This window comes from Streptomyces sp. NPDC004134 (genome assembly GCF_042874195.1).
Classification (GTDB): Bacteria; Actinomycetota; Actinomycetes; order Streptomycetales; family Streptomycetaceae; genus Streptomyces.
In genome coordinates, this window is sequence record NZ_JBIAMS010000019.1 from 1 (window position 1) to 21,607 (window position 21,607).

Below are 21,607 nucleotides of genomic sequence, written 5' to 3' on the forward strand. Positions count from 1 at the left end.
ACCAACGACCCCGACCTGCCCACCGAACTCACCGCATAACCTCACAACAAGATCACGCCAGTGGCCACCGATACACCACCCCCGCGGACGTGACCCGACCGGTCTCACCCTGCGCCGGTATTCGCCCCCCGTCTGCCGGTACCGCCCGTGATCGGATCAGGCCCGGCACCGCCGTTCGCCCCCGACCACCGTGGACCGGCAACCGGCTGAGCCCAGATCCGGGGGCCCACCCCACCCGCCGGGGGTATCCGCGACAGAGCGCAGCCGTCTCCGGCCTCCGCCCCGTCCAGCGGGGACAACGGCGATCAGCGCCAGCCCGCCCCCGGCCTCCGCCCAACTTCCCACGAGAACATCGGCGATCGGCCCCAGCCCGTCTCCGGCCTTCGCCCCACGTCCGCCGGGGCAACGGCGATCAGGGCAGACCCCGGCGAGCGGCAGCCCGCTCCACGTCCGCCGGGAACCTCAGCGATCGGGGAAGCCCCGGCACCCGCCGGCCCCGGCCTCCGTCGACCGGATGCATCAGCGATCAGGGCAGACCCACCGGCCGGCTTGGCCCCCGTCCGCCGAGAACATCGGCGATCGGGAAACACCCGGCACCCGGCAGTCCGGCCTCCGTCGGCCGGGTGCATCGGCGATAGGGGCAGACCCACCGGCCGGCGTCCGGCCCTCCGTCCGCCGGGAACGTCGGCGAACGGGACTGGCCCAACTCCCGGCGGCCCGGCCACCCCGTCCGCCGGACACCGCCTTCGTAGCGCAGCATTAGGGCGCCCGCTCCCTCCTGGCCACCCATAGCCGCCGGTCTTTCGGGCCGGAGTCCGGTGTCAAGGGTGGGGCGAAGCCCCATCGCGAAGCGACGTTCCTCGCAGCGAAGCGGAGAGGAGCGCCCTTGACGGCGGACGCAGGCCCGCACACTCAGGAGTGGGGTGGCCCGGGGGGAGCCCCAATGACGCCCCACTCCCTTCGCCGCCACCCCCGTACACCGGCACACCCCACGCACCACCGCCACCCCGACGCCGTATCCCCGCACCCGGCCCCACCCACGCACCGCCCCCACCCCGACGCCGCACCCCCGCACCCGGCCCCACCCCACGCACCGCCCCCACCCCGACCCGTACCCCCCACCCGGCCCCACCCAGGCACCACAGCCAGCCCGACACCGACCCCCGCACCCGTCCCACCGCACGGACAACCACCCTCCCCACGCCGTACCCCCGCACCCGCCCCTCGTGCACAAAAGGCCAGCTCACACCGCCAGCGCCCCCGCGCTGTCAGACCAGCCGCATACCCTTGGGTGGGCGTGAGGGGAAATAGAGCGGAAATAGAGGCGAAAAGGACCGGAAAGAGGGGCGCCTCTTCGCCGCGCCCGCGCCGCCCCGTCGCCTGACCGCCGGACCCACCCACCCCGCCACCCGATCGCCCCGCCCAGGTATCCCCGCCCCCACGCCCCGCCGAGGATGACCGCAGCGGGAAATTCTCCACAGGAGGCGCGTGTGACGGGCAGCGACGGCGAAGAAGACAGCGCCGCTGGCGACGAGGTCTACCAGCCCTACGCCTCCGGCGCGCCCGGAGACGGGGCTCAGGACGACGAAGGGCTGCTGCCGCCCGAGGACACCCTGGACGGGTTCATCGACCCCCTCGACGAGGGGTACTCCCCACCCGAGAAGCCCCGCGGGGTCGACCGCACCGGCGTCACCGCCGCCGAGCAGCGTCGCGGGGAGTCCCTGGACGAGCGGCTCGCCGAGGAGATCCCCGATCCGCCCGTCCTCCCCGACGACGACGGCCTCGGCGACGCCGCCGACACCGACGGCGAGCTGATCGACGACGAGGTCGGCGACCGCCGCGCCGGCCGCCTCGTCGCGCCGGACGAGGGCGCCCACGACGACGAAGAGAAAGACATGATCGCCTCGGACGCCGGCATCAACGGCGCCGCCGCCTCCGCCGAGGAAGCCGCCGTCCACGTCGTCGACGATGAGGAAGAGTACGAAGGCCCGCAGGAAGGCCGGCACGAAGGCCCGTAGGAGGACCCGCAGGAAGGTCCGCACGAAGGTCCGCACGGCAGCCCGCACGAAGACAGCGCGCGGTCCGCTCCACCGACGCCCCCCGCCGAGACGGACACGCCCCCCTCACTCCGGGTGGGCCACCAGCACCTCCACCCCGTCCGCCTGCAGTGCGTCCAGATCCGCCGGCGGGATCCCCGAGTCGACGATGACCAGGTCGAAGGCCGTCACCGGGGCGAGTTGGTACAGGCCCCGGCGGCGGAACTTCGTGTGGTCCACCAGGAGGATCTTGCGGGCGCACGCCTCCATCAGCGCGCGCTTGACCGCCACCGTCTCCTGCGACTGGTGGTAGCAGTGCCCCCGGGTGATCGCCGTCGTGGAGGCGAAGAGGGTGTCGGCGTACAGGCTCGTGACCGCGTCGACCGTGCGCAGGCCCAGGAAGGCGTCGTACGCGGGGTAGTACGTGCCGCCCAGTGATATCAGCTCGATGCCCGGGCTGCCCGCGAGCACCTGCGTGACCGGCACGAAGTTGGTGATGACCGTCAGCGGCGCCTGCTGCGTGAGCAGGCGGGTCAGGGCCAGGGCCGTGGTGCTGTCGTCGATGATCACCGACTGGCCGGACTTGACCAGCGGCAGCGCGGCGCGGGCCAGGGCGTTCTTCTCGGCCGTCATCGCCTGGGTGCGGTGGCGCACGTCGCCGTGGAAGGCGGTCGAGGGCTGGGCGGTGGCGCCGCCGCGGACCTTGCGGAGCCAGCCTCTGCTCTGCAGGTGGTCGAGGTCCCGGCGGATGGTCATGGGGGTCACGCCGAGTTCGTCGGCCAACTGCTCGATGCGGACGAAGCCTTCGTCCACGACGCGGCCTTTGATGCGGTCTCTTCGCTCCCGGGGCTTTCGCCCGCTCATGTCGGCCGGCTGCCGGGTCTCTGCCCCCATGGAAACTCCTGTTCTCTTTCTGTGAAGTGAACATTCCCGTATCCGGACGCCGCGCCCCGCTCAGGGCTGCGTACGCGGCGGATGGCGACGCGACTGCCTGCGCTGTCATAGTCCCCCACCGCACCTGCCATCGACTCGATGTTAACCGCCCCTGATCGAGCGAACACTCAAAGGGGTGCTTTACCGGGGTCCGTTGTTCATTTTCTGAGGCCCGTTGACACGAATGAAACATCCGAGTTTCGTGTGCGTCGCCTTCCAAGCGCCCGGCGGGCACCCGGCAACCGCCGGGCAGCGGTCCGGCGGGCGCCCACGAAGGCCACCACGCCGAGGGCACAGCGCACCGCGCCCCCGCGCCCCACCGCAGCCAGCGCCCACGAGCAAGGACACGAGCAAGGAGTGGATCATGAGACGACTGGCCAGTTTTGCTCTCGCCGGCATCCTCGCCACCGGCGCACTGACCGCCTGCGCCGAGGAGCCCGGCAGTTCGGGTGACGACGGCGAGGGCGGCGGCACCGGGGCCGGGAAGGTCGCGTTCCTCATGCCCGACCTGGCCTCCACGCGCTACGAGCAGTACGACGCCCCGCTGTTCAAGAAGCGGATGGGCGAGCTCTGCGACGAGTGCAAGGTCATCTACCAGAACGCCGACAGCGACGCCGCCCTCCAGCAGCAGCAGGCCAACTCCGCCATGGCGCAGGGCGCCAAGGTCATCGTCCTGGACCCGGTGGACTCCGAGTCCGCGGCGACCATCGTGCAGACCGCGCAGTCGCAGGGCGTCAAGGTCATCGCGTACGACCGGCCGATCCCCACCAAGCCCGCCGACTTCTACGTCTCGTTCGACAACGAGGCCATCGGCGAGTCCATCGGCCAGTCGCTCGTCGACCACCTCGACAAGGAGTCCGCCGAGGGCGGCATCCTCCAGGTCAACGGCTCGCCGACGGACGCCGCGGCCGGGCTGATCAAGAAGGGCATCCACAACGCCGTCGACGACAGCGGCTACAAGCTGCTCGCCGAGTACGACACACCCGACTGGTCGCCGGAGAAGGCCCAGCAGTGGGTGAGCGGCCAGATCTCGCAGTACTCGGGACGCATCGCCGGCGTGGTCGCCGCCAACGACGGCACCGGCGGCGGGTCGATCGCCGCGTTCAAGGCCGCCGAGGCCCAGGTCCCGCCGGTCACCGGCAACGACGCCGAGCTTGCGGCCGTTCAGCGGATCATCGCGGGCGACCAGTTCAACACCATCTCCAAGCCGATCAAGACCGTCGCCGAGGCCGCCGCCGAGGTCACGTACGCCTTCATGCAGGGCGAGAAGCCCAAGGCCGACACCCAGCTCTTCGACACGCCGTCCCAGCTCTTCCAGCCGACCGTCGTCACGCAGGAGAACCTCAAGGAGGTCATCTTCGGCCCCGACGGCGTGCTGAAGGCCGAGGACGTCTGCACCCGCGAGTACGCCAAGGACTGCGAGAGCCTCGGCATCGGCTGACGGTACGCAGCCTCCGCACCCGGCGAACTCCGCACCCGGCGAAACGAAAGGAAAAGGGTCACGATGACAGCCCCCGCCGCCCCGGCCGCGCCCACCGTGCTGTCCCTGCGCGGCGTCAGCAAGCAGTTCGGCGCCGTCGCCGCGCTCACCGGCATCGACCTCGACGTGGCCGCCGGCGAGGTGGTGGCCGTCGTCGGGGACAACGGCGCCGGCAAGTCCACGCTGGTGAAGATCCTGTCGGGGGTCTACACCCCCGACGGGGGCACCATCGCCTTCCACGACCGGGAGGTGTCGCTCGCCTCCCCGGCCGACGCGCAGGCCATCGGCATCGCCACCGTCTTCCAGGACCTCGCGCTCTGCGAGAACCTCGACGTCAAGGCGAACCTCTTCCTCGGCCAGGAGCTACGTCCCTGGATGCTGGACGACGTTCGGATGGAGACCCGCTCCTGGGAGCTGCTGCGGGAGCTGTCGGCCCGTATCCCCACCCTCGACGTGCCGGTGGCCGCCCTCTCCGGCGGCCAGCGGCAGACGGTGGCGATCACCCGGGCGCTGCTGGGCAAGCCCGAGGTGATCCTCCTCGACGAGCCGACCGCCGCGCTCGGCGTGGCGCAGACGGCCGAGGTGCTGAACCTCATCGAGCGGCTGAAGGGCAACGGCCTCGGCGTCGTCATGATCAGCCACAACATGGACGACGTACGCGCCGTCGCCGACCGGGTGGCGGTGCTCCGCCTCGGCCGTAACAACGGCGTCTTCGACGCCCGCACGGTCACCTCGGAGCAGGTCGTCGCCGCGATCACCGGCGCGGTGGACAACGTGGTCGCGCAGCGCGCGGCCAGGAGAGCCGCGGCCGGCGAACCGCGGCCGGACGCGGCGACGCGGAATGAGCGGAAAGAGAAGGAACTGCCGTGACATCCCTGGACACTCCGCCGAGCAAGACCACCGACTTGCAGGACGAGCGGCTGACGACGCCCCAGGGCATCGGCGACAGCGTCCGCGCCGCCATCCGCCGCACCCGCGACGGCGACCTGGGCATGCTGCCCGTCGTCGCCGGCATCCTCGTCATCTGGACCATCTTCCAGTCGCTGAACCAGACCTTCCTGTCCAGCACCAACCTGGTGAACCTGACCTTCGAGATGGTGCCGCTCGGCGTCATCGCGCTGGGCATCGTCTGCGTGCTGCTCGTCGGCCAGATCGACCTGTCGGTCGGCTCGGTCAGCGGCGTCTCGGCCGCCGCCACCGCCGTCGTCATGGTCAAGCACGAGCAGCCGATGGTGCTGGCCCTGGCCGTCGCGATCGCCGGCGGCTGTGTGATCGGCTGGCTCTACGGCCAGATACTGAACCGCTTCGGCGTGCCCAGCTTCGTCGTCACCCTGGGCGGGCTGCTGGCCTTCCTGGGCCTGCAGTTGTGGCTGCTGCGCGACCAGAACGCGATCAACATCCCGTTCGACTCGCCGCTGGTGAAGTTCGCGCAGGTGTGGTTCGTGCCCGAGGCGCTGGCCTACGTCTTCGCGGTCGCGGCGGCCGGCGGCTTCCTCGCCGTGGGCTGGGTGCGGGCCCGCAGCCGGCGCCTCGCGGGGCTGTCGTCCGCGTCGATGCAGTGGCTCGGGCTGCAGGCGGGGCTGCTGGCCGCGGCGCTGCTGTTCACGGTCTACTACCTGAACCGCACCCGTGGCGTCCCCTGGATGTTCATGCTCTTCGTCAGCCTGGTGCTGATGGTGCACTACGTCCTCACCAAGACGAAGTTCGGGCGCTCCCTGTACGCGGTGGGCGGCAACGCGGAGGCGGCCCGCCGGGCCGGCATCAACGTCCGCGCCGTCTACACCTCCGCGTTCGTCATGTGCTCCGCGCTGGCGGCGACCGGCGGCGTGCTGGCCGCGGCGCGGCTGGCGGCGGCGAACCAGTCGACCGGCACCGCGGACGTCAACCTCAACGCCATCGCCGCCGCGGTCATCGGCGGCACCAGCCTCTTCGGCGGCCGCGGTTCCGCGTTCGCGGCGCTGCTGGGCGTGCTGGTCATCCAGTCGATCTCCAGCGGTCTGACGCTGCTCAACCTCGACTCCTCGTACCGCTTCATCATCACGGGCCTGGTGCTGCTCGTCGCCGTGGCCCTGGACTCCGCGGCCCGCCGGTCGCGGCAGGCACACGGAAGGGGCTGACGACATGGGGGAAGCGGACCTGACCGCGATCGCGATCGACGCCGGCACCACCGTCGTCAAGGTCGTCGGCTACGGCCCGGACGGCGCGGAGCTGACGGTCGGCCGGCGCCCGACGCGGGTGACGCGGCCCCGGCCCGGCTGGGCCGAGCAGGACATGGCCGACGTGTGGGACGCGGTGGCCTCCGCCGTACGGGAGGTGGTCGCCGAGCTGCCCGCGCCGCCCGCGTTCGTCGCGGTGACCGGGCAGGGCGACGGGGCCTGGCTGATCGACGGCGCGGGCCGGCCCACCGGGCCCGCGGTTCTCTGGAACGACGGCCGCGCCGCCGGCATCGTCGGCGACTGGGAGCGGGACGGGACCGTGGCCGAGGCGTTCCGCATCTGCGGCTCGCGGCTGTCCACGGGCATGCCGAACGCGGTGCTGGCGTGGCTGCGCGCGCACGACCCTGACCGCCTCGCCCGCTCCCGGCACCTGCTGACCTGCGGGGGCTGGCTGTTCTACAAGCTCACCGGCCGGCCCGCCGTGGACGAGTCGGAGGCCGCGGCGCCGTTCCTGGACATCGCCGAACGCACCTGGTCGGACCGGCTGTTCGAGCTGTACGGGGTGGAGTGGGCCCGCGAACTGCTGCCGCCGCTGCGCGACGACGACCACCGCGTCACCCCGCTCGGCGCCGCCGCCGGCGCCGAGACCGGGCTGCCGGAGGGCATCCCCGTGGTGCTCGCCCCGTACGACATCTGCGCCACCGCGATCGGCTCGGGCGCGGTCGGCGCGGGCCGCGCGTGCACCATCCTCGGCACCACGCTCTCCACCGAGATCGTCATGGACGCACCCCCCGCGCCCGGTCCCGCGGACACGCCCGTGGGCATCACCGTCCCGCTCGGCGTCCCCGGCCACTACCTGCGCGCCTTCCCGACGATGAGCGGCGGCGACATGCTCGAGTGGGGCGCGAAGCTCCTGGGTCTCGCCTCGGCCGCAGACCTGATGGAGCTGGCCGAGCGCGGCTCGGCGGACACGGCCGGGGTGCGGTTCATGCCGTACCTCTCCCCCGCGGGCGAGCGCGCCCCGTTCTTCGACCCGGCAGCCCGCGGCTCGCTGACCGGTCTGTCGCTGGACAGCGCCCGCGAGGACGTGGCGCGCGCGGTGGTGGAGGGGGTCACCCTCGCGATCCGCGACTGCCTCGCCGCCTCGCCCGCGGAGCCGGACCTGCTGACGCTCAGCGGCGGCGGCACCCGCAGCGGGTTCTGGATGCGGCTGATCTCGGACGTCACGGGCGTGCCCGTGGCGGTCCCCGCCGACACCGAGATCGGCGCCCGCGGCGCGTGGCTGACCGGCGCCGTCGCGACCGGCAGGGAGCCGGACTTCGCGACGGCGGCGGCGCACCAGGTACGTATCGCCGCGTCGTACGAACCGGACCCCGCCCGCGCCGCGGACGGCCGCTACGCCGAGTTCCTGGAGCTGCGCGAGCTGCACCGGCCGGTGTGGGCGCTGGGCCGGGAGCGTACGGCCGACGGGAACGGATCCGCGCACTCCGGTGGAGCCGGCGCATGACCCACCCCGCTCCCGACGCCTGGCTCGGCATCGACCTGGGCACGCAGGGCGTCCGCGCGGTGGCCACCGACTCCGCCGGGCAGTTGCTCGGCGCGGGGACGGCCCCGCTGACCAGCGACCGCCGCGACGGCCGCCACGAGCAGGACCCGGACGAGTGGTGGCGCGCGGTCTGCGCCGCGGTCGGGCAGGCCCGTGCGGCGGGCGCGGACCCGCGCCGGATCCGGGCCGTGGCCGTCGACGCCACCTCCGGCACCGTCACCCTGACGGACCGCCACGGGCACACCGTCACGCCCGCGCTGATGTACGACGACGGGCGCGCCGCCGTCGAGGCCGAGAAGGTCAACGAGGCCGGCGAGGCGCAGTGGACCCGCGCCGGCTACCGGCGGATGCAGCGCTCCTGGGGGCTGCCGAAGCTGCGCTGGCTGCTCGACCGGCATCCGCGGGCCGCCGCGGACGGCTGGCGGCTGGCGCACCAGAGCGACGTGGTCAACCGCCGGCTCGTCGGCCACGACGTACCGACCGATACCAGCAACGCGCTCAAGACCGGCGCCGACGCCGCCACCGTGACCTGGCCGGAGAAGGTCTTCGCGGACCTCGGCATCCCCGCGGAGGTGCTGCCGGGGCTGGTGCCGCCCGGGACCGTGCTCGGTGAGGTCTCGGCCGCCGCGGCGGCGGAGACCGGGCTGCTCGCGGGCACCCCGGTGGTCGCCGGGATGACCGACGGCTGCGCCGCCCAACTGGGCTCCGGGGCCACGGCGGTGGGGAGCTGGAACTCCGTCATGGGCACCACCCTGGTGCTCAAGGGCGTGACCGCGGAGCTGGTCCACGACCCGGCGGGCGTCATGTACTCGCATCGCTCGCCCGCGGGCACCTGGCTGCCGGGCGGCGCGTCCAGCGTCGGGGCCGGGCTGGTGGCGCGGGAGTTCGCGGGCGCCGACCTGGACCGGCTGACGGCCGGGGCGGCGGAGCTGCTGCCGACCGGGCTGCTGCGCTATCCGCTGGTCTCGCCCGGGGAGCGGTTCCCGTTCGTCGCGCCCGGCGCGACGGCGTTCCGCAGCCGGGAGCCGGCGGGCTCCGCCGAGGACTTCGCGGCGCTGCTCCAGGGGGCCGCGTACGTCGAGCGGCTCTGCTTCGACTACGCCGACCTGCTCGGCGCGCCCGCCACCGGGGCCGTCGTCCTCACCGGCGGTGCGACCCGCAACCCGGTGTGGAACCAGCTCCGCGCCGACGTGCTGCGCCGCCCGGTGACGCTGCCGCGGCACGCGCAGCCGGCGCTCGGGATGGCCGTCCTGGCCGCCGCCGCCCTCGACGGCACCGGCGACGGCGACCGCATCGGGAACGGCAGCGGCACAGGGACCGGCTCCGGCCCCGACTCCGGCTCCGGCACCGCCGCCGGCAGCCCCGCCGCGGGCGGCGCCCTCGACCGCGCCGCCGCCGCGATGGTCCGGGCCGACCGCACCGTCGAGCCCCGCGACCCGTACCGATCCGCCCACGACGAGGGCTATGTCCGGCTCGTCGACCTGCTGGCCCGGCGCGGCTGGCTGCCCGAGGTCGTCGCGGCCCACGCACGAGAGAGGACCGCGTCATGAGCCTCAACGTCATCTTCGTCCGGCACGGGGAGAGCGTCTGGCACGGCGAGAACCGCTACGCCGGCGCCACCGACATCGACCTCACAGAACACGGCCGCGACCAGGCCGCCGCCCTCGCCGACTGGGCGGCGCAGGCGGGTCTCGCGGCCGTGTGGTCCTCGCCGATGCTGCGCTGCCGGCAGACCGCGGCGGGCAGCGCGGCGGCCGCGGGGCTGCCGCTGCACCTCGACCCGCGGCTGCGCGAGCTGGACTTCGGCGTGGCCGAGGGGCTGACCCGCGCCGAGATGCGCGAGCGGATGCCCGAGGCCGTGGCGTCGTTCGAGGCCGACCCGGTGGCCAGCCACTTCCCCGAGGGGGAGGACCCGGCCGCGGTCGTCGAGCGGTACGCCGCCTTCCTCGCCGACCTGCGCGCGGAACACGACACCGGTGCGCAGGGCAGCGGAGGACAGGGCACCGGAGGACAGGGCAGCGGCAAGCAGGCCGGCGGCGGGAAGAGCGACGGGCGGATACTCGTCGTCGCCCACTCCACCGCCATCCGGCTCACCCTGTGCCGGCTGCTCGGCCTGCCGCTGCGCGACTACCGCCGCCGCTTCCCCCACCTGGCCAACTGCGCCCTCAACGAGCTGGTCCTCAGCGACGGCACGCCCTCGCTGCTGACGCTGAACCGCCCCGTGACCCCCGGAGTCCCCGCGTGACCACCATCCTCGCCGCCGGCGACCACTTCGTCCGCAACGACCTGCTCCGCGACCGGCTCCGCCCGGTCGCCCCCGACGCCGACGTCCGCGAACTCACCCTGCCCTGGCCCGTCGAGCCGTTCGGCCCGGTGGCCGAGGTGCGGGAGGCGTCGGGCACCGAGGACCAGCTCATCGAGGCCCTGGACGGCGCCGAGATCTGCGTGACGCAGATGGCGCCGCTGACCGAACGGATCCTCGCCGCCAGCCCCGCCCTGCGGCTGTTCTGCGTCAGCCGCGGCGGCCCCGTCAACGCCAACCTGGAAGCCGCCACCCGCCACGGCGTCGCCGTCACCTACGCCCCCGGCCGCAACGCCACCGCCACCGCCGAGCACACCGTGGCCCTGATGCTGGCCGCCGCCCGCCGGATCCCCGCCACCCACGCGGACCTGGCGGCCGGCACCTGGCGCGGCGACTACTACCGCTACGAGGCCGTCGGGCCGGAGCTGGAGGGCAGCACGGTCGGCATCGTCGGCTACGGCGCCATCGGCTCCCGCGTGGCCCGTATCGCCCGCGGCTTCGGCGCCCGCGTGCTCGTCGCCGACCCCTTCGCCGACGCGGCGGCCGTCGCGCCGGACGAACTGGTCGAGCTGCCCGAGCTGATGAACCGTTCCGCCTTCGTCACCGTGCACGCCCGTGCCACCCCGCAGACCGAGGGGCTGATCTCCCGCGAGCTGATCGGCCTCATGCCCGCCGGCGGCGTCCTCGTCAACTGCGCCCGCGGCTCCCTCGTCGACTACGACGCGGTCTGCGACGCCCTCGACGAAGGCCGGCTCTTCGGTGCCGCGTTCGACGTGTTCCCCGTCGAACCGCTGCCCACCGACTCGCGACTGCCCCGTACCCCGGGCGTCGTGATGACCCCCCACTTGGCCGGCGCCAGCCGCCAGACCGCCCACAACGCGGCCGGCATGGTCGCCACCGAGGTCGGCCACCACCTGGCCGGCCGGCCCCTGATCCACTGCGCGAATCCGGAAGTGCTCACCAGATGAACCCGTGGAAAGGAACCCGCATGCGCGGCAAGTACCGTACGGCCAGAGCGGCCGTCGTCGCCGGCATAGCCGTCCCCGCCCTCCTGCTCACCGCCGCCCCGGCAGGCTTCGCGGCCGCCACCGCACCCGCCGCCCCCGCGGCCAAGCCGCTCCCGCCCAACCTGCCCACCCACATCGAAGGCGGCGCGTGGCCGACGAGCCACGTCCAGGGTGTCACCGTCGACACCGAACGCGGCTTCGTCTACTGGTCCTTCACGCAGATGCTGGTCAAGACCGACCTCGACGGCAACGTGATCGGCACCGTCGAGGGCCTCACCGGACACCTCGGCGACATCGACCTCAACGACCGCGACGGCCGCGTCTACGGCTCGCTGGAGTACAAGGCCGAAGAGGCGTTCTACATCGCCGTCTTCGACGTGGACGAGATCGACCGGGTCGGCATGAACGCCGAGTCCGACGGCGTGATGACCGCCGTCCACCTGGACGAGGTCGTCGAGGACTTCACCGCCGACATGAACGGCGACGGCGTCTTCGACGGCGACACCGCGAACACCCCCGACCACCGCTACGGCTGCTCCGGCATCGACGGCGTCTCCTTCGGCCCGGAGTTCGGCAAGCGCGGCGGGGTGCAGAAGCTGATGGTCGCCTACGGCGTGTACTCCAACACCACGCGCGCCGACAACGACCACCAGGTGGTCCTGGAGTACGACGTGCGCGACTGGCGCCGCTACGAGCGCCCGCTGTCGCAGGCCGACCCGCACCGCAGCGGCCCGAAGCGGACGGACGGCAAGTACTTCGCGTACACCGGCAACACCACCTACGGCGTGCAGAACCTCCAGTACGACCCGTACACCCGCAACTGGATCATGGCGGTCTACGACGGCGTGAAGGAGGGCTTCCCGAACTACTCGTTCTTCACCGTCGACGGCTCGAAGAAGCCGGTGCGCGGCGAGATCAGGGGCCAGGCGAAGCCCGAGAAGGGCAAGCTGCTCACGCTGCGCGACGCGGGCCTGAACGACCCGGAGACGGGCGTGCGCGGCTGGGAGTTCCACGGCAACTACGGCATCGACGCGCTGGGCGACGGCCGCTACTACGTCGCCGAGGGCCGGGCGGTGACCGAGGACGGCGTGAAGAAGCAGGAGGGCGAGGTCTACCTCTACCGCTGGACGGGCGAGACCCCGACCCCGTTCGAGCGCGTCGAGGACTGACGCGGGGCGCTCTCGCGCCTCCCGGGCCCGCACGTATCGGGGGCGGGCCCGGGGGGTTCCCGGCCGTTACTGCCCGGTGGACTCACCGGCGGGCAGCAGCCGCAGGGAGACGGAGTTGATGCAGTAGCGCTGGTCGGTCGGCGTCGGGTAGCCCTCGCCGCTGAAGACGTGGCCCAGGTGGGAGCCGCAGCGGGCGCAGCGCACCTCGGTACGGACCGTGCCCATCGACCGGTCCTCCAGCAGCTCGACGGCCTCGCTCTGCGCCGGGTCGTAGAAGCTCGGCCAGCCGCAGTGGCTCTCGAACTTCTCCGTGGAGCGGAACAGCTCCGCGCCACAGGCCCGGCACTCGTAGACGCCCTCGGCCTTGGTGTCGGTGTACTCGCCGGTAAAGGGGCGCTCGGTGCCCGCCTGCCGCAGCACCTGGTACTCCTCGGGCGACAGCTCCGCGCGCCACTGCTCGTCCGGCTTGTCGACCTCGTATGTCATCTCAGCCCTCCAGTCGGGACAGGATCCGGGGTCCCAGCTCGGTGACGTCCCCTGCCCCCATGGTGAGAACGAGATCACCGGGCTTCGCCATTCCTGCCACCAGGCCCGGGACGGCGGCCATGTCGGGCGCGGAGGTGACGTCGGCACCCTGCGCGCGGGCGGCCTCGATGATGATGTCGCTGGTCACGCCGGGGATCGGGTCCTCGCGGGCGGGATAGATGCCGAGCACCAGGGAGGCGTCGGCGAGCGCGAGGGCCTGGCCCATCTCGGTGCCCAGCTCGCGGGTGCGCGAGAACAGGTGCGGCTGGAAGACGACGAGGATGCGGCCGGAGCGGCCGCCGTGGCCGTCGTCCGCGGCGGCCCGTACGGCCTCCAGGTCGGCGCTCATCTCGGTGGGGTGGTGCGCGTACGTGTCCACGACCCGCACGCCCCCCGCCGTGCCCTTCGGCTGCAGCCGCCGGCCGACGCCGGTGAAGGACGCCAGCGCCGGCGCCAGCTCCGCGGCGGGCACGCCTGCCGCGGCGCCCGCGGCCAGCGCCGCGACGGCGTTGTGTGCGTAGTGGCGGCCGGGGACGGAGACGCCGAAGGTGAGCTTCGCGCCGTCGAGCACCACGGTGACCTCGCTGGCCAGGCCCTTGGGGGTGACGGAGAGCACGCGCGCGTCGGCGTCGGGTGACTCGCCGTAGGTGACGGTACGCACGCCGCTTTCCGCCAGCCGGCGGGTCAGCTCGCGGGCGCCCGGGTGGTCGGCGGAGACGACGAGGGTGCCGCCGGGGACGATGCGGTCGGCGAAGGTCTCGAAGGAGGCGTAGATCTCCTCCAGCGAGGCGTAGTTGGCGTGGTGGTCCAGCTCGACGTTGAGGACGATGGCGACCTCGGGCGCGTACTTGTGGAAGCTGCGGTCGCTCTCGTCCGCCTCGGCGACGAAGAGGTCGCCGGTGCCGTGGTGCGCGTTGGTGCCGGGGGCGTCGATGTCACCGCCGATGGCGTACGACGGGTCGCGGCCGAGGGTGCGCAGGGCGACGGCGAGCATCGAGGTGGTCGTCGTCTTGCCGTGGGTGCCGGCCACGGCGATGGGGCGCAGCCCGTCCATGACCGCTGCGAGCGCGTCGGAGCGGTGCACGACGGGCAGCCCGCGGGCGCGGGCGGCGGCCAGCTCGGGATTGTCCTCGCGGATGGCGGAGGAGACGACGACGGCGCTGGCGCCGGGGTCCAGGTGCCCGGCGGCGTGGCCGAGGTGCACGACGGCGCCCAGCTCGCGGAGGGCGGCCACGGTGCCGGACTCGCGGGCGTCGCTGCCGGCGACGGCGGCGCCGCGCTGGGCGAGGATCTTCGCGATGCCCGACATACCGGCGCCGCCGATGCCGACGAAGTGCGGACTCTCCAGCGTGGGCGGGATCCCCGGGGTCATGTGGTGGCGCCCTGCCTTCCTGGCGGGTTCGGATGGGACGCGACGATTCTCGCACCCCGCGCCGACAATCCGGTGCCACCGCCGGGGCCGGGCGGCGCGTGGCCCCCGCCCCCGGCGCGCGGCCGGGCTCAGCCCTCGTGCGCGAAGAGCTTCAGCACCGGCACGCCGACCTTGTGCCGGGCCCGGGAGGCCCAGTCGCGGTGGAAGAACTCCTCCACCAGGTGCGGCGCGGTGAGCACGATGACCTCGTCGGCCCGCGTCTGCTCCACGACGGACTTCAGCAGGTCGAGCGGGTGCCGGTCGACGATCTCGCCGACGGCCTCCGCCCCCTTCTCGCGCAGCGCCTTCAGGGAGTGCTCCAGGGCCAGCTTGGCGGTGGGCAGCGCCTCGTGCCCCTCCGGCTCGTCCGACTCGCGGACCGCGTCCTCCAGCTCTCCGAGGGCTACGTCGTCGAGCGCCCGCAACAGCACTCCCTGGTCTCCGCGGGGTTGCAGCAGCACGACGAAGCTGACGGGCTCCTGACCGTGGAGCGTGGTGACCATCTCCACATCCACGGGTGCGAGCGGCTTCTCGATCATCAGGACGGTGGTGAACACGATGAACGCCCTTCTTCCGCACAGGCACACAGACCACGTCAGAAACGATCCTGCCGACTTAGTCTGCCCCAGCACGGCTAAGCGGAACGTGATATTCCGCAGATTGTCAGAACCGACGGTAACGCGTGAACAGGAAGCCGGCCTCCTCCATGACCGACTCCAGGCCGAGGCCCAGCGGCTCCGCCTCCGGGGCGGTGCCGTGCATGATCCGGGGCCCGTCTCCCAGCGCCACCCGGGGCGCCAGGGTCAGGCACAGCTCGTCGAGCACCCCCGCCCGGGCGAAGCGGCCCAGCGCCGAGGGACCGCCCTCCGTCAGCAGCCGCCGGTGCCCGCGCTCCGCGAGCGCGGCGACGGCCGCCGCCGGGTCCGCGCCCCGGCCCTCCCCCGCGACCACGACCTCGGCTCCGGCCGCCCGGGCCGCGGCCACCCGCTCCGCCGGCGCCCGGGCGCCCGTGAGCAGCAGCGTCGGCACGGCCGGTGCGGTGAACAGCGGCAGCGAGAAGTCCAGGTCGAAGGAGGCGGTGAGGATCGCGACCGGCGGCGCGGGGCTCTGGCCCGCCGCGGCCCTGCGGGCGGCGAACGCCTCGCGGACGCGGGCCGGCCTGTACCCCTCAAGGCGTACCGTTTCTGCACCCACGACCACCACGTCGGCCAGCGCGCGCAGCACACCGAAGAGGCGCATGTCCGCCGGGGACGACAGCGGCTGGGAGCGCCCGTCGAAGGACGCGGCGCCGTCGACGGAGCTGACCATGTTGGCCCGTAGCCAGACGCCGTCCCCCGGGGGGTATGCATAGGCGTCCGCGAGCTCGTCCAGGGACCACTCGCGGTCGGCGAGGGCGGACGGATCCGCGGGTACGGGCAGCAGGCGACGCATATGCGGCAGTGTGGCATGACGTACTGGTGTACGGCTTGCCGAGGAGTCGACCTACAGTGAGAACGTGTCCCCTTCCGCCTCCGCCTCCACCGCCGACACGCCCGGCGGCATAGCCCCGGGCGCGCTCACCGGCCGCGAGCCGCGCGTGCCCGCCGAACGGCTGGTCGCCGAGCTGGTGCCGCCGCCGCGCTTCGACGCGGTGCGGTTCTCGACCTACGTGCCGGACCCCGCCCGCCCCAGCCAGGCGGAGGCCGTACGCGCCCTCGCCGCCTTCGCCGCCGGGCTCGGCGGCGGCGCCACCGCGGTGGGCGGCCGGCGGCCCTGGTGGCGGCGGGCGCCGAAGGAGCCCACCGGGCCGCGCGGGGTGTATCTGGACGGCGGCTTCGGCGTCGGCAAGACGCACCTGCTGGCCTCGCTCTGGCACGCCACCGAGGCGGCGCCCGAGCTGAAGGGCTTCTGCACGTTCGTCGAGCTGACGAACCTGGTGGGCGCGCTGGGCTTCCAGCAGACGGTACGCACCCTCGGGGACCACCGGCTGCTGTGCATCGACGAGTTCGAGCTGGACGACCCCGGCGACACCGTGCTGGTCTCCAGCCTCCTCGGCAAGCTCGTCGACTCCGGCGTCGCGCTGGCCGCCACCTCCAACACCCTGCCGGGCAAGCTGGGCGAGGGCCGCTTCGCCGCGGCCGACTTCCTGCGCGAGATACAGGGCCTGGCGGACCGCTTCCGCCCCCTGCGCATCGACGGCGACGACTACCGCCACCGCGGCCTGCCCGCCGCCCCCGACCCGCTGACCGACGCGGCCGTCAGCCGCGCCGCCCACACCCTCCCCGGCGCCACGCTCGACGCCTTCCCCGACCTCCTCGGCCACCTCGCCCGGGTCCACCCCAGCCGCTACGGCGCGCTGACCGACGGCGTCCGCACCGTCTGCCTGACCGGCGTGCGGCCGGTGGCCGACGAGGCGACGGCGCTGCGGCTGGTGGTGCTCGCGGACCGGCTGTACGACCGGGAGATACCCGTGCTCGCCTCCGGCGTTCCGTTCGACCGGCTCTTCGGCGACGACATGCTCGCGGGCGGGTACCGCAAGAAGTACTTTCGCGCGATATCCCGGCTCACCGCGCTGGCCCGCGACGCCCGTCCTGACCTGGACGAACGGGACACCCCGGACGACTCCGCAGCGGCCGGCGGCAGCGGCGGCACACCGCCGCCACAGGAGTAGACCCTTCACACACCTCTCACCTGGTTCACTTTCAGTTCACCGAGTGGTACACACGGTCGGGTCACCGTTTTCCTGTCCGTCAGCAGGGAGTTGGTCTTTCCGCATGGCTGCCACACGACGTGAGGTTCTCGCCCGTACCGGCGCGCTGGGCGCCGGCATCGCCTTCACCGGAAGCGTCTCCGAGCTGTACGCCGGCACCGCCGCCGCACACGCCCCGAAGGACGCCGGCTACGGCCCGCTCGTCCCCGACCCCAACGGCCTCCTCGACCTCCCCGAGGGCTTCGAGTACCGGGTGCTCTCCCGCGAGGGCGACCAACTGCTCTCCGGCGAGGGCGCCGTGCCCAGCAACCACGACGGCATGGCCGCCTTCCGCGCCCGCGGGGGCGACGTCCGGCTCGTCCGCAACCACGAGAACCGCCCCACCGCACCCCACCGCGTCCCCGCCATCGACGGCCTGACGTACGACCCGATGGGCATGGGCGGCTGCACCGTGCTGGAGGTCGACCGGAACGGCGAACTCGAGGGCGAGCGCGTCGGCATCGCCGGCACCGCGGTCAACTGCGCCGGCGGGCCCAGCCTCTGGGGCACCTGGCTGACCTGCGAGGAGACCGAGGACAAGGCCGGCACCAACGGGTACACCAAGGACCACGGCTTCATCTTCGAGGTCGACCCCGTCGACCCGCACGAGAGCGGCGCGGAGCCGCTCACCGCGATGGGCCGCTTCCAGCACGAGGCCGTCGCCTTCGACCCGTCCAACGGCGTCGTCTACGAGACGGAGGACGCCTTCCAGCACCCGTTCGGGCTGTTCTACCGCTTCCTGCCGAAGAAGCCCAAGGGCGGCCTCGGCTCCCTGCGGGCCGGCGGCGAGCTGCAGGCCATGCGGGTGCCGGACGTGCCGGACCTGTCGGTGGTCGAGGAGATCGGCACCACGTTCGACGACGTCGAGTGGATCGAGGTCCCCGACCCGCTGGCGGCGAAGACCCCGATCCGCCACCAGGACTTCGGGCGCCCCATGTCGCACGCGCAGAAGCTGGAGGGCTGCTACTGGGGCGGCAACTCGGTGTACTTCGTCTCCAGCTTCGCCAAGTCCTCCGAGGGCTCGGGCGGCGACCACTTCGGCCAGGTGTGGCGCTACACGCCGCGGACCAACGAGCTGAAGCTCGTCATCCGCTTCGGCCCCGACCACGGCGTCGACACCCCCGGCGAGTCCCCCGACAACATCGCCCTGTCGCCGTCGGGCGGCCTGTTCCTCTGCGAGGACGGCGGCGGCGAGCAGCACGTGTACGGCGTCTCGCGGCGCGGCGAGGTCTTCGCGGTGGCGCGCAACCGGCAGAACACGGGCAGCGCGGAGGACCCGGAGTACGGCGAGTTCGCCGGCGTCACCTTCTCGCCGAACGGCCGGACGATGTACGTGAACTGCTACGCGCCCGGCACCACGTTCGCCATCACCGGCCGCTGGCGGTAGCCCCCCGGCGCGTACGCGCACGCAAGGCGGTACCGGCACGGCGCCCGGCGCCGGCCCGGCGGAGGACCGGTTCCACCCGGTTCGCCGCCCGGGCCGGCGCCGCGGCGTGTCGTAGCCCGTTCACCCGGGCGCTCGCTCCGGCGCGCGCGCCCCCGGAAGCGCTCTTACGCTCCCCGCATGATCGACTTCCGGCGCCCGCGCCCCGCCCGCGCGGCCCTCGTCGCGCTGCTCGCCCTCTTCCTCGCGGCGTGCGCCCAGCCTTCCGCGCCCTCGGCACCGGCCGGCGCGCCCGCGGCCAGGGAGCACAGCGACCACCCGGCCGCGTACGGGACGGGGCGGCCGCAGAAGGACCCGGAGGGCGGGACCCGGGGCGAGAGCAGGGACGAGGCACGCGGCGGGGCGCGGGCGAAGGCCCGCGGGGAGGCCAAGGCGGCCCGCGCGGGACTCGCGCCGGTGTGGCGGCACGGCGCACGCCGGGGCGCGGCCGGCAAGCGCGTCGCGCTCACCTTCGACGCCGACATGATGGCCGACCAGCACGACCGCGCCGACGCCGGCGAGCGGTTCGACAACCCCGGGCTCATCGCCGCGCTACGGCAACTGAAGGTGCCCGCGACCGTCTTCATGACCGGCACCTGGGCCGCCCGCTACCCCGGCCAGGCCCGCGCCATCGGCCGCGACCCGCTGTTCGAGGTGGCCAACCACTCCTACAGCCACCGCGCCTTCGCCACCCCCTGCTACGGCCTGCCCGAGGTCGACCCCGGCACCATGCGCGCCGAGGTCGAGCGGACCTTCGCCGAGCTGCGCCGCGCGGGCGTGCCCGCACCCGTCCCGTACTTCCGCTTCCCCGGCGGCTGTTACGACGACGCGGCGCTGCGCGCCCTCGCCCCGACGGGGGTGACCGCCGTGCAGTGGGACGTGCCCAGCGGCGACGCGTTCGCCACCGACCCGGGCGCGGTGGCGGAGGAGGTGCTGACGCGGGTGCGGCCGGGGTCGGTGGTGGTCCTGCACGTCACCCGCAGCGCGGCGCCGGTCACGGAGCAGGCGGTGCGCGAGATCGTGCCGGAGCTGCGCCGGCGCGGCTACGGCTTCGCCAAGGTCTCCGAGCTGATGGCGGCGCGCTGAGGCCCGCGGGGGCCGCCGACGCCCGCAGGGGAGCCGCGGCCCGTAGCGGACCCGCCGCGGCGGCAGCGGAACCCTCGCCCCGCCGCGGCGCCCCGGGTCACCCGGTGGGCGCCCCCGTGCCGGTCTCGCTCGGCCGCACCACGACGAAGCCCTCGCCGTCCAGCCGGAGCTGCATGACCTCTCCGGAGCCGCCGCGGATCATCGACCCGAAGCTCTGCGAGCGGTGCAGCCCCGTCTGGAGCTGGGTGCTCCAGCCGACGACGGCGTCGGTGTCGACGAAGACCGGGTAGCCCGGCGAGACGGGGATGACGATCGGGGTGCCGTCGCAGACCACGCCCAGCCGGCCCTGGCCGGTGAACACGCTGTTGAACAGCCCGCCGCCGGCCATACCCGCGCCCTTGACCACCTTGATGTCGTACGACAGCGTCGAGTCGAAGCACAGCACGTTGCGCCCGTTGAGCGTCAGGCTGTCGTTCGGCTGGTCGAAGTCCAGGATGAAGCAGTTGGCCGCGCTCAGCGCGAACCAGCACTCCCCCTGCCCCTTCACCGACATGAGCGCCAGGCCCTCGCCGGTGACCGCGCGCTTGAGGAACTGCCCCGCCCCCTGGCCCTTCTTCTCGAACTGCAGATTGCCCCTGTAGGCGATCATCGCGCCCTGCCGGGCCAGGCACTCGCCGTTGACGGCGTACTTGATCGACTTGGCGTTCTGCAGAGTCATGCCGACCTGAGTCGCAGGCTCGGCCATGTTTTCCTTAGCGAACAAATCACTGCGCATACGGGCATGATCCGCCGGAATCCCTCCCTCCGCCAAGCAGGCTGCGCCCCTGGCACACTTGATCGTGTGACCGGCACCGAGACCAGCCCCTTCCAGCACGAGGCGGTGAGCCGCGACGACCTGCCGCAGTTCGTCCTCCCCCTCGTCGTACGCATCGAGCGCGCCGGCCCGCCCACGCGCACCGACGCCCTTGAGACGGCGGCGCGGGCGGTGCTGGTCCTGCTGGCGGACGAGCGATGCGCGGACGGGGGCCCGTGGGCCCGGGCGGTACGGGACTGGCAGGACGCCCGGATCCGCAAGGTGGTGCGGCGCGCGCGGGGCGCGGAGTGGCGCCGCGCGGAGGCGCTGCCCGGGATCACGGTGACGTCGGCGGCCGGCGGCGCCGCGGAGCACGGCGCGGGCACCGCGGCGAGCCCGGCCGGGGCGGCCGCCGCCGCCGAGGTGCGGGTCTTCCCGCCCGTACCGCTCGACGGCTGGCCCAAGGACCTCGCCCGGCTCCAGGTCTCCGGCACCGACCTCGACGACCCCGGGCCCCCTCCCCCGCCCCCGGCCGGCGTCCCGGTGCTGTGGCTGGCGCCGGGGCTCGGCATGACCGCGGGCAAGGCGATGGCCCAGGCGGGGCACGGCGCCCAACTCGCCTGGTGGGAGCTGTCCGACGCGGAGCGCACGGCCTGGCGCGCCGCCGGCTTCCCCCTCGCCGTCCGCACGCCTGCGCCGGAGCGCTGGGCGGAGCTGGTCGCGAGCGGGCTGCCGGTGGTCAGGGACGCCGGGTACACGGAGATCGCCGCGGGCAGTTGCACGGTCGTCGCCGACCACCCCGCGCTGCGCACCGGCTGACCCGCGGCCGTACGGGCACGCGCGCGCGGGACGCACATCGCGGTGCACGCGCGCCTAGGGGCACGCGCGCGGCCCGACTGCCCCTACTCCGTCGCCACCCGCACGCCCAGCGCCACCAGCGTGCCGCCGGGCAGCGTCGATGCACTCGGGTGCACGGCGCCGGGCACGCGCGCGCCGGACGGCGTACGCGGTC

General features: G+C 73.7%; 19 protein-coding genes. 13 read left to right on the forward strand and 6 right to left on the reverse strand.

The genetic code is table 11. The annotated features are described in order from the left end of the window. Positions 1-1,490 precede the first annotated feature (1,490 nt). On the forward strand, positions 1,491-2,018 hold the full coding sequence (locus ACFYVJ_RS22875; RefSeq protein WP_388894306.1) for a DUF5709 domain-containing protein: 528 nt from the start codon (positions 1,491-1,493) through the stop codon (positions 2,016-2,018). A 105-nt stretch (positions 2,019-2,123) separates the two neighbouring features. Here the strand turns inward: ACFYVJ_RS22875 and ACFYVJ_RS22880 are convergent, their stop codons facing one another. Beyond that, a complete protein-coding gene (locus ACFYVJ_RS22880) occupies positions 2,124-2,900 on the reverse strand; it encodes a DeoR/GlpR family DNA-binding transcription regulator (RefSeq protein ID WP_326800407.1) in 777 nt (258 codons plus the stop codon). 433 nt (positions 2,901-3,333) lie between these two features. Between ACFYVJ_RS22880 and ACFYVJ_RS22885 the strand changes: the two genes are divergently transcribed. From ACFYVJ_RS22885 to ACFYVJ_RS22920, 8 genes are all read left to right on the forward strand, one after another. After that, positions 3,334-4,410: a sugar ABC transporter substrate-binding protein gene (locus ACFYVJ_RS22885; RefSeq protein WP_388894309.1), complete on the forward strand. Its 1,077-nt coding sequence runs from the start codon at positions 3,334-3,336 to the stop codon at positions 4,408-4,410. Between the two features lie 63 nt (positions 4,411-4,473). Next, positions 4,474-5,319: an ATP-binding cassette domain-containing protein gene (locus tag ACFYVJ_RS22890; protein ID WP_388894312.1), complete on the forward strand. Its 846-nt coding sequence runs from the start codon at positions 4,474-4,476 to the stop codon at positions 5,317-5,319. Beyond that, positions 5,316-6,566, forward strand: coding sequence for a sugar ABC transporter permease (locus ACFYVJ_RS22895; protein WP_388894314.1), 1,251 nt, complete (start codon positions 5,316-5,318; stop codon positions 6,564-6,566). The genes ACFYVJ_RS22890 and ACFYVJ_RS22895 overlap by 4 nt, the downstream gene beginning before the upstream one ends. Positions 6,567-6,570: 4 nt before the next feature. Continuing rightward, positions 6,571-8,112, forward strand: coding sequence for an FGGY family carbohydrate kinase (locus ACFYVJ_RS22900; protein WP_388894317.1), 1,542 nt, complete (start codon positions 6,571-6,573; stop codon positions 8,110-8,112). Beyond that, a complete protein-coding gene (locus ACFYVJ_RS22905; RefSeq protein ID WP_388894320.1) occupies positions 8,109-9,701 on the forward strand; it encodes an FGGY-family carbohydrate kinase in 1,593 nt (530 codons plus the stop codon). The genes ACFYVJ_RS22900 and ACFYVJ_RS22905 overlap by 4 nt, the downstream gene beginning before the upstream one ends. Then, positions 9,698-10,396 carry a histidine phosphatase family protein gene (locus tag ACFYVJ_RS22910; protein ID WP_388894323.1) on the forward strand — a complete coding sequence of 233 codons (699 nt, stop codon included), beginning with the start codon at positions 9,698-9,700 and terminating at the stop codon, positions 10,394-10,396. The genes ACFYVJ_RS22905 and ACFYVJ_RS22910 overlap by 4 nt, the downstream gene beginning before the upstream one ends. Next, entirely contained in the window at positions 10,393-11,421 is a 1,029-nt protein-coding gene (locus tag ACFYVJ_RS22915; protein WP_388894326.1) for a 2-hydroxyacid dehydrogenase, read from the forward strand. The genes ACFYVJ_RS22910 and ACFYVJ_RS22915 overlap by 4 nt, the downstream gene beginning before the upstream one ends. Before the next feature lie 20 nt (positions 11,422-11,441). Beyond that, entirely contained in the window at positions 11,442-12,629 is a 1,188-nt protein-coding gene (locus ACFYVJ_RS22920; RefSeq protein ID WP_388894328.1) for a hypothetical protein, read from the forward strand. 66 nt (positions 12,630-12,695) lie between these two features. Here the strand turns inward: ACFYVJ_RS22920 and msrB are convergent, their stop codons facing one another. From msrB to ACFYVJ_RS22940, 4 genes are all read right to left on the reverse strand, one after another. Next, a complete protein-coding gene (gene msrB / locus ACFYVJ_RS22925; protein WP_388894331.1) occupies positions 12,696-13,115 on the reverse strand; it encodes a peptide-methionine (R)-S-oxide reductase MsrB in 420 nt (139 codons plus the stop codon). A 1-nt stretch (position 13,116) separates the two neighbouring features. Next, positions 13,117-14,526, reverse strand: a complete 1,410-nt coding sequence (murC, locus tag ACFYVJ_RS22930; RefSeq protein ID WP_388894334.1) for a UDP-N-acetylmuramate--L-alanine ligase — start codon at positions 14,524-14,526, stop codon at positions 13,117-13,119. 128 nt (positions 14,527-14,654) lie between these two features. Continuing rightward, on the reverse strand, positions 14,655-15,122 hold the full coding sequence (locus tag ACFYVJ_RS22935; RefSeq protein WP_388894336.1) for an indole-3-glycerol phosphate synthase: 468 nt from the start codon (positions 15,120-15,122) through the stop codon (positions 14,655-14,657). A gap of 106 nt (positions 15,123-15,228) precedes the next feature. Next, positions 15,229-15,996: a dihydrofolate reductase family protein gene (locus ACFYVJ_RS22940; protein ID WP_388894339.1), complete on the reverse strand. Its 768-nt coding sequence runs from the start codon at positions 15,994-15,996 to the stop codon at positions 15,229-15,231. A 64-nt stretch (positions 15,997-16,060) separates the two neighbouring features. Between ACFYVJ_RS22940 and zapE the strand changes: the two genes are divergently transcribed. From zapE to ACFYVJ_RS22955, 3 genes are all read left to right on the forward strand, one after another. Further along, positions 16,061-17,215: a cell division protein ZapE gene (gene zapE / locus ACFYVJ_RS22945; protein ID WP_388894342.1), complete on the forward strand. Its 1,155-nt coding sequence runs from the start codon at positions 16,061-16,063 to the stop codon at positions 17,213-17,215. 103 nt (positions 17,216-17,318) lie between these two features. Next, entirely contained in the window at positions 17,319-18,680 is a 1,362-nt protein-coding gene (locus ACFYVJ_RS22950; protein WP_388894345.1) for an alkaline phosphatase PhoX, read from the forward strand. 177 nt (positions 18,681-18,857) lie between these two features. Beyond that, entirely contained in the window at positions 18,858-19,802 is a 945-nt protein-coding gene (locus ACFYVJ_RS22955) for a polysaccharide deacetylase family protein (RefSeq protein ID WP_388894348.1), read from the forward strand. Positions 19,803-19,899: 97 nt separating this feature from the next. Here ACFYVJ_RS22955 and ACFYVJ_RS22960 read toward each other — a convergent pair whose 3' ends face one another. Beyond that, positions 19,900-20,577 (reverse strand): AIM24 family protein, encoded by a 678-nt coding sequence (locus ACFYVJ_RS22960; RefSeq protein WP_125937701.1) that lies wholly within the window; start codon positions 20,575-20,577, stop codon positions 19,900-19,902. A gap of 6 nt (positions 20,578-20,583) precedes the next feature. Here ACFYVJ_RS22960 and ACFYVJ_RS22965 point away from each other — a divergent pair, with 6 nt between their 5' ends. Next, the gene (locus ACFYVJ_RS22965; RefSeq protein ID WP_388894352.1) at positions 20,584-21,414 is read left to right on the forward strand and encodes a peptidyl-tRNA hydrolase; all 831 of its coding nucleotides are present in this window, start codon (positions 20,584-20,586) and stop codon (positions 21,412-21,414) included. Positions 21,415-21,607 lie beyond the last annotated feature (193 nt).

Excerpts from the sequence above, each read along its gene's own strand:
- ACFYVJ_RS22880 (WP_326800407.1), bottom strand. The coding sequence starts at position 2,900 with ATGAGCGGGCGAAAGCCCCGGGAGCGAAGAGACCGCATCAAAGGCCGC.
- ACFYVJ_RS22885 (WP_388894309.1), top strand. The coding sequence starts at position 3,334 with ATGAGACGACTGGCCAGTTTTGCTCTCGCCGGCATCCTCGCCACCGGC.
- ACFYVJ_RS22890 (WP_388894312.1), top strand. The coding sequence starts at position 4,474 with ATGACAGCCCCCGCCGCCCCGGCCGCGCCCACCGTGCTGTCCCTGCGC.
- ACFYVJ_RS22900 (WP_388894317.1), top strand. The coding sequence starts at position 6,571 with ATGGGGGAAGCGGACCTGACCGCGATCGCGATCGACGCCGGCACCACC.
- ACFYVJ_RS22905 (WP_388894320.1), top strand. The coding sequence starts at position 8,109 with ATGACCCACCCCGCTCCCGACGCCTGGCTCGGCATCGACCTGGGCACG.
- ACFYVJ_RS22910 (WP_388894323.1), top strand. The coding sequence starts at position 9,698 with ATGAGCCTCAACGTCATCTTCGTCCGGCACGGGGAGAGCGTCTGGCAC.
- ACFYVJ_RS22920 (WP_388894328.1), top strand. The coding sequence starts at position 11,442 with ATGCGCGGCAAGTACCGTACGGCCAGAGCGGCCGTCGTCGCCGGCATA.
- msrB (WP_388894331.1), bottom strand. The coding sequence starts at position 13,115 with ATGACATACGAGGTCGACAAGCCGGACGAGCAGTGGCGCGCGGAGCTG.
- murC (WP_388894334.1), bottom strand. The coding sequence starts at position 14,526 with ATGACCCCGGGGATCCCGCCCACGCTGGAGAGTCCGCACTTCGTCGGC.
- ACFYVJ_RS22940 (WP_388894339.1), bottom strand. The coding sequence starts at position 15,996 with ATGCGTCGCCTGCTGCCCGTACCCGCGGATCCGTCCGCCCTCGCCGAC.
- ACFYVJ_RS22950 (WP_388894345.1), top strand. The coding sequence starts at position 17,319 with ATGGCTGCCACACGACGTGAGGTTCTCGCCCGTACCGGCGCGCTGGGC.
- ACFYVJ_RS22955 (WP_388894348.1), top strand. The coding sequence starts at position 18,858 with ATGATCGACTTCCGGCGCCCGCGCCCCGCCCGCGCGGCCCTCGTCGCG.
- ACFYVJ_RS22960 (WP_125937701.1), bottom strand. The coding sequence starts at position 20,577 with ATGCGCAGTGATTTGTTCGCTAAGGAAAACATGGCCGAGCCTGCGACT.
- ACFYVJ_RS22965 (WP_388894352.1), top strand. The coding sequence starts at position 20,584 with ATGATCCGCCGGAATCCCTCCCTCCGCCAAGCAGGCTGCGCCCCTGGC.